At 29.6% G+C, this 7,218-nt stretch carries 5 protein-coding genes and 4 tRNA genes; 2 read left to right on the top strand and 7 right to left on the bottom strand.

The features are described from left to right. Position 1 precedes the first annotated feature (1 nt). The 4 genes from B5X81_RS00240 to B5X81_RS00225 all read right to left on the bottom strand — a co-directional run bounded on the left by B5X81_RS00240 (position 2) and on the right by B5X81_RS00225 (position 444). Positions 2-76, bottom strand: a tRNA-Glu gene (locus tag B5X81_RS00240). A 4-nt stretch (positions 77-80) separates the two neighbouring features. Continuing rightward, positions 81-156, bottom strand: a tRNA-Met gene (locus B5X81_RS00235). A gap of 118 nt (positions 157-274) precedes the next feature. Further along, a tRNA-Leu gene (locus B5X81_RS00230) sits at positions 275-364 on the bottom strand. Between the two features lie 5 nt (positions 365-369). After that, a tRNA-Asn gene (locus B5X81_RS00225) sits at positions 370-444 on the bottom strand. 317 nt (positions 445-761) lie between these two features. Between B5X81_RS00225 and B5X81_RS00220 the strand changes: the two genes are divergently transcribed. Further along, positions 762-1,256 (top strand): superoxide dismutase family protein, encoded by a 495-nt coding sequence (locus B5X81_RS00220; protein WP_079488463.1) that lies wholly within the window; start codon positions 762-764, stop codon positions 1,254-1,256. Positions 1,257-1,358: 102 nt separating this feature from the next. Here the strand turns inward: B5X81_RS00220 and B5X81_RS00215 are convergent, their stop codons facing one another. Then, positions 1,359-3,089 (bottom strand): methyl-accepting chemotaxis protein, encoded by a 1,731-nt coding sequence (locus B5X81_RS00215; RefSeq protein WP_079488462.1) that lies wholly within the window; start codon positions 3,087-3,089, stop codon positions 1,359-1,361. Between the two features lie 442 nt (positions 3,090-3,531). Then, positions 3,532-5,373 (bottom strand): asparagine synthase (glutamine-hydrolyzing), encoded by a 1,842-nt coding sequence (gene asnB / locus B5X81_RS00210; RefSeq protein WP_079488460.1) that lies wholly within the window; start codon positions 5,371-5,373, stop codon positions 3,532-3,534. Positions 5,374-5,598: 225 nt separating this feature from the next. Between asnB and B5X81_RS00205 the strand changes: the two genes are divergently transcribed. Beyond that, positions 5,599-5,988, top strand: coding sequence for a hypothetical protein (locus B5X81_RS00205; RefSeq protein ID WP_079488459.1), 390 nt, complete (start codon positions 5,599-5,601; stop codon positions 5,986-5,988). 327 nt (positions 5,989-6,315) lie between these two features. Here B5X81_RS00205 and cwlD read toward each other — a convergent pair whose 3' ends face one another. Beyond that, positions 6,316-7,035 (bottom strand): N-acetylmuramoyl-L-alanine amidase CwlD, encoded by a 720-nt coding sequence (cwlD, locus tag B5X81_RS00200; protein ID WP_208984952.1) that lies wholly within the window; start codon positions 7,033-7,035, stop codon positions 6,316-6,318. Between the last annotated feature and the right edge of the window lie 183 nt (positions 7,036-7,218).

Here is a 7,218-nt window from a genome sequence, read left to right as displayed (position 1 = left end):
TTGGTGACCCCTAGGGGACTCGAACCCCTGTTACCGCCGTGAAAGGGCGGTGTCTTAACCGCTTGACCAAGGGGCCAAAATGGTTGCGGGGACAGGATTTGAACCTGCGACCTCCGGGTTATGAGCCCGACGAGCTGCCAGCTGCTCCACCCCGCGATGATAATAAAATTAATAATTATGAGTTAAGAGTTATTTTAGATCGTTTTTGAGGTCTCTAAAGAATTGACCCTGATCATTATTAACTATTAATTGTTAATTCTTAACTATTTTTTCATGGTGCCGGAGACCGGAATCGAACCGGTACGGTCTTATAAGGACCGCAGGATTTTAAGTCCTGTGCGTCTGCCAGTTCCGCCACCCCGGCTTCTTTGGCTCCAGAGGTGAGATTCGAACTCACAGCCTACCGGTTAACAGCCGGGTGCTCCACCATTGAGCTACTCTGGAATACTTTTTGTTTTTTTCAGCAACATATTATATACTATCACATTTTTTTTACTTTGTCTACTGGTAATTTAAAACAAATATATTTTTCTAATAAATAAAAGAAAAACCAGTAAATCACCTTATATATTTTACTCCCTGTTCAGTAATTTGTCAAGACGTAAATTTTTAAAATATCTATTAACTCATATTCTAATTTAAATTTGTTGTAATCATTACAATATATATTTTAAACTAGTCTATTATTAATAATAGAACTATTAACGGATATATTATTAATGCATATAATAATATAAAGTATTAATTTTGAGGTGATGTAAATGAACACAAGGTGTTCAACGGCTATTTCTTATATAAAAGGAGGTCCTCTTGCCCCTAATTTAAGGGGGGTAGTGGTTTTTAAAGAAGTTATTGGGGGTACAATGGTATACGTAAATATTACCGGCCTTCCTAATTATAGGCCATCACAAGACGGAACTCCCCCAATAGGTCCCCATGGATTTCATATTCATGAATTTGGAAACTGTTCAATAGGCTCTTATGAAGACCCATTTAAAGATGCTGGAGGACACTGGAATCCTAATAATCAGCCCCATGGTAATCATCCAGGAGATTTCCCTGTATTATTCTCAAACAATGGAAAAGCAATCATGTCCTTCTTTACTAATAGATTTAGGCCTGATGATATAATAGGAAAATCTATCATTATTCATGAAAATCCAGATGATTATAGAAGTCAACCCGCTGGCAACGCTGGGAAAAGACTTGCATGTGGTTTAATAACATGTGCATATCCTAATACATCATATTTCTAATTTCATAATTTATAATAAATACCTAACGAGATTGATAATTTTAATACCATTTATCAATTTCTTTAGGTATAATATAAAACATCATTTTTATCCATATACCCTTTAGCTAACTTTAAACTTGTCTGTCTGTTGTTTTAATACAGCAGCCATGCTATTTAACTCTTCCATACTTGCTCCAATCTCCTCTAATGAGCTCATTTGTTCTTCCAAAACTGCATTAATTTGCTGTATTCCACTTGCATTATTAGATGTATTCTTGGAAATGTCATCTACTGAATTTTTCATATTTAAAGAAATCTCATTTTGATCTTTAGATAAATTTGAAATTTTTTCAATTTGTTTTGTTATATTCTCTATTGATGTAAGAATATTTTCAAATTGACTATTTATCTCTATACCTTTTTCTACAGTTTCATCCACAAGGGATGCTTCTTGCTTGATAGTAATGTCAGCCTCCTGTACCTTATTTTGAATCTTATTAATTAATGATTTAATTTTCTCAGCAGATTCTTTACTTTCTTCAGCTAACTTTCTGACTTCCTTTGCAACTATTGCAAATCCCTTTCCATGCTCTCCAGCTCTAGCCGCTTCAATTGCTGCATTCAAAGCAAGTAAATTAGTCTGTTCTGATATATCAGTAATAAAGAAAATTATTTCTCCTATTTGTTCTGATGAAATTTTCAAATCTCCAACAATTTTATTAGTGTTTTTGGAATAGTTTTTTATAACATTTATAGCTTTAACTGCTTCGCTTATACTTTCTCCTCCTATCTTAGTAAACTTTAATATGTTTTTTATATTGTTAAAAGCCTTCTCCGACTCTTGAGATATAAATTGAGAGCTTTTATTCATTTCATCAATACCTTTTACCGATTCATTTACGGCATTAGCATTATTTTGAAGTCCACAGGATATTTCATTTATTTCTTTAGATATGCTTTCTATCCCTTGGTTTGCTTGTTCCATTACTATTGAAACTTGATTTGATGATTGTGATAAAACCCTTGAATCATTTGCAACTTGAGAAACCAACTGCCTAATTTTAGTTATAAACCAATCTATTCCTTTTGACAGTTGTCCTACTTCATCTTTCGTTTTCATATTAATATTTTGTGTTAAATCAATTACATTGCCTTCATTAGATAATATTATATTTAATTTCTTAGAAATATTACTCATAGGTTTAGTTATTCCTCTAGTTATAATTAAAGCTATTATAAAAGCTATAATAAATACTCCTGCTAAGGTTATTACAATATTACTAATATACTGCTTACTGTTTTTAACAGCACTTTCATAAAAACTATCTGCAGAATTATTGGCCATCTCTGTAAGGGTATTCATACTATTATTAATTATTCCAATATAGTAAGTAACTTTACTTTTTTCAAGAAATGCTGCTTCATCTTTTTTTCCATCTTTAATAAGTTCAATATATTCTTCCCTTATGGGAATCCATGCTTTATAAGAATTATAAGCCTTATCAACGATTTCTTTATATCCTGTAGATTTAGAGCTTGAAATATTATCGTAGATTAATTTAAAATTTTTATGTATTGTTGAATCATATCTCTCTATTTTTTTAAGATAAGATTGTATTTGAAGAGAATCTTCCAGTGCTATAGATTTCATTTCATTCATTATTTTTAATACATTTATATTTGCTTCATCCACTGCTTTTGTAACTGTAAATGGTTCATCATACATTCTAACAGTTAGTTTTTGTAGTTCATTCATACTATTTATTCCATATAAATTAACTAAACAAGTAAGAAGTATTATAAATGTAAATCCCAAAACCATTTTTTTAGAAATCTTTAAATTTTTTAGCATGTAACCCCTCCTCTATTCCTACATTTCTTAACATAATTAAATTATATAGATAAGTTCAGGCATTTATAGATGTACACTAAAGATAAACAACTTTTAGATTTAATAAATTTGAAATAAGAAATGCAGAAGTATTCATATTTTCTTTCAAATTTATTTTGAGTCTTAATGTTGTTTATCTATAATAAAGTTTAAAAAAGAGAATATTCGTATAAACTTTACAAGTGTATATCTATATTTAAGTACATAAAATTGAATCTAATAAATACCCCTCTACTATTTTGATAATTGAGTATATTGTATAATTCTCCTTGGTTAAGATAATTTTTCTAAATCCTTAAAATTATTGGAAAAATATCTATATATTATACAATTATCTCATTTTATATTCTTCTCCAAAAGTTTCCAAACCCCTTTATGTTTTGTCATTTTTTTATTAATTATACTATTTTAATATTACTTTATATTCTTTAAGCCAATAATCCAATTGTATTAGATAAGCTATTACCTGTGGTCCCGTCATCAATTGTCCAAACCAAGGTTTTTTAAAATCTTTTCCTTCTGTATCTATAATTCTTTTAATTTCTTTTTTATCAACCAATTGTAATATGGAATTATTTTTATTTTTTAGAATATTTTTTATGATTTTCTGTACTTCTATAGTATACTGTGGATTATGAGTTTTTGGAAATGGGTTTTTTTTCCTATATATTATGTCATCGGGTAAAATTCCTCTCAACGCTCTTCTTAGTAAACCTTTTTCTCGATTATCACATAGTTTCATATAGGCTGGAATATTATAAGCATACTCTACGATTCTATAATCAGCAAATGGTACCCTCACTTCTAAACTATTAGCCATACTCATACGATCTTTTCTGTTTAGCAATGTTACCATAAACCACTTGATATTCAAATAAAACAATTCTCTCATTCTTTCATCTTCTTTTGATTCTCCCTTAAGCTTTGGAACCTCTTTTATTGTTTCTTCATATTTAGATTTCACAAACTCCTCTAGAGGTAATTTTTTTAAATCCTCAGCTAATATTTTTTTTCTTTCTTTTATTGATTTCGACCATGGAAATGCATTTATTTTTAAATCTTCTTTTCTTGTATACCATGGATAGCCACCAAATACTTCATCTGCACATTCTCCTGAAAGAGCTACTGTGGCTTTTTTCTTTACTTCTTTACAGAAAAGGTATAATGACGAATCTATATCACCCATTCCTGGCAAATCTCTCGCTAAAACTGCATTTTTTAACGCCTTAGCAAGATCTGTATTATTTAGGATAATACTTTGATGATTGCTTCCTATATAACTCTCTACTTTTTTCACCCAATATTCATCAGAATCAGGTTGAAATTCATTGGGTTTAAAATATTTTTCATTTTCTTCATAATTAATTGAGAATGTATTTAACTGCCCTTTTTCTTGCCTTTTAAATTTCTCTGCCACAATTGCAGATATTGCACTTGAGTCTAACCCACCAGACAAAAATGTACATACTGGTACATCAGATATTGATTGCCTTTCAATAGAATCTACTACTAATTCTCTTACTCTTTCTATTGTAGTCTCCATATTCTCTAAATGGGGTTTGGCTTCAAGCTCCCAATACTTTCTTATCTTTATTCCCTTAGGATCATAAATTATACTATGAGCTGGAGGAATTTCTTTAATATCTTTGAATACTCCACTTCCTAATGACCTTGCAGGCCCTAGTCCAAATATTTCAAGTAAACCCACTTCATCAACAATAGGACTTATTTCTGGATGCTTTAATAAAGCCTTTATCTCTGAAGCAAATACAAATGAATTACCTTTATGGGTATAAAATAAAGGCTTTACCCCTAGTGGATCCCTTGCTAAAAACGCTTTTCTATTCTTTTCATCCCATATGCAAAAAGCAAAAATTCCATTTATATACTTCAGACAATCTTCTCCCCATTCTATATATGATGTTAAAAGTACTTCAGTATCGGAATAGGATTTAAACCTATGACCTTTATCTATCAGCCTATTTCTAATTTCATCGGTATTATATAATTCTCCATTATATACAATTACATATTCTCTGTCTTCTATTTTTATTGTCATAGGTTGAATACCACCTTCAGGATCTACTACAATTAATCGTCTATGTCCAAATAGAACATTTTTTGATCTGTATATTCCGAGATTGTCAGGCCCCCTATTATATAAGCTTCTCACCATATCTTCTACTACCTTAATTTGGCTGCTTATATTTCTTTTACTATCTATCCATCCTGCTATACCACACATAAGGTCAACTCCTTAATTTTATATTGATTATTTTCAATCCTCATAATTTTAATATATGTTTTCCTTATAAGTAATGTTCCATAAAGGTAATATATTTCCAAATACATATATACTTATAATAATTACATAGTTCTTTTGTACTAATATTTTGTTTATAACTTTTTTATATAATATAGTTAACTAGTCTATGATATAATTTTTATAAAAGAATGGGGAGGATATTGAATGAAGGAATGTTTAAGATGTAAAAAACCAATCCCCGATAATACTATAAGGGACTATTGTGATATTTGCTATGAAGTTTATGAAAAAATTTTTGATAAAATACGAGAATACTTAAGAGAATATCCCATGTCAACAGCATTTGAAGTATCGGAGTATACTGGAATTGACCATGTTATTATAAAAAATTTTATTAAAGAAGGAAGATTAATTGAAATAGATGCAGAAGAGGTAAATGTTAGCTGCAAACGTTGTGGAAGGTTAATTCTATCTAGATACCATGAATATTGTCCTAAGTGTGAACGTAATTTACTTAAAGAATTAAATGGTATAAAAGGTCATTTTGTCCAACCTGAAAATGCTCAAATGCATTATAAAAAATTCTCTACATAAACATCCCTAAGGGATGTTTTTTTGTTGTGGATGAACTTTCCACAAGTTTATTCATAGTCCAATAATTACATGTGGATTCTTTTTCTTATATATAGTATATATTTTTTATTATATATACTATATTTATTAACTACTATTAATTAATTTGTTTTTTCTAGAGCTTGTCCACATATCCATATTATTGGATATATTATTTATGGATAACTTTGTGGATATATTTTATCACTTATACACTAGGCTACAACTAACCTTGAAAGGATTGTCATAAAATCCATCCACAGGTTATCCACAATTTTGTTTATATCTTTTAATTACCTATTCAATATTTTATATGTTTACTCTATCAAAATATTTTAATACGCCTACATAAATACTCCATGCAATTTTTTCCTGATAATCTGGATCGTTGAGAAGCCTTTCTTCCTTAGGATTTGATAAAAAACCACATTCTACAATTACAGTAGGAATTTTTACATTCTTCAGTATATAAACATCTTTTTTAGCTTTTGCTTTTCTAGTATTACCATTATCTAGTACTCTTACTAATTCCTCTTGTATAAGCTCAGCTATAAGTTTACTGTCTTCACAATTGGGATTATAAAAGGATTGCGCTCCATAGTATTTTGATTGGGTAAAACTATTTGAATGTATGCTTATTACAATATCTGCACTACTTTCATCAAAAAGCCTTTTTCTATTTCTTAAATCTTCATTTTTCTTCTTTCTAACAGATCCTTCTTCAGTGTAAAGCCCTACATCTTGATCTCTAGTCATTAGCACTAGGCTGCCACTTTCTTCTAAATACTTCCTGACCTTATTTGATATCTCTAGGTTTATTTGACTCTCATATACCCCAGTCGTTATACCTACCATGCCACCATCTATTCCACCATGGCCAGGATCAATAATTATTACTTTTCTTAATGTAGGTAGGGAGACCACTTTAGTGGTTTTATTAAGTAAATATGCTAAAATCATTCCCATTAAAATTATTGCTATTATCATAGTCCATATAATCCATTTTTTCTTCAATATTATAATCTTCATATTGTATCTCCCCCTATTAAAGATAATCAACTCCAAAGTATTATAAATTTACCTTTGAATTGGTTTCACTATATATAAAATACTAAAGCTTATTTATATATATGACTTTAATAGGGCTTTAATACTTTTATCAAAACAAATAATATGAATTTCCCATAGCAAAATTTATGCGTATCAAAATAT

This window comes from Maledivibacter halophilus (assembly GCF_900167445.1).
Classification (GTDB): Bacteria; Bacillota; Clostridia; order Peptostreptococcales; family Caminicellaceae; genus Maledivibacter; species Maledivibacter halophilus.
This window is presented reverse-complemented; position numbering and strand designations above follow the sequence as displayed.

Bases quoted from the DNA above. Each gene is read 5' to 3' on its own strand.
- asnB (WP_079488460.1), bottom strand. From the start codon at position 5,373: ATGTGTGGTATAGCAGGATGGATAGATAGTAAAAGAAATATAAGCAGC.
- B5X81_RS00215 (WP_079488462.1), bottom strand. From the start codon at position 3,089: ATGCTAAAAAATTTAAAGATTTCTAAAAAAATGGTTTTGGGATTTACA.
- B5X81_RS00220 (WP_079488463.1), top strand. From the start codon at position 762: ATGAACACAAGGTGTTCAACGGCTATTTCTTATATAAAAGGAGGTCCT.
- cwlD (WP_208984952.1), bottom strand. From the start codon at position 7,035: ATGAAGATTATAATATTGAAGAAAAAATGGATTATATGGACTATGATA.
- B5X81_RS00205 (WP_079488459.1), top strand. From the start codon at position 5,599: ATGAAGGAATGTTTAAGATGTAAAAAACCAATCCCCGATAATACTATA.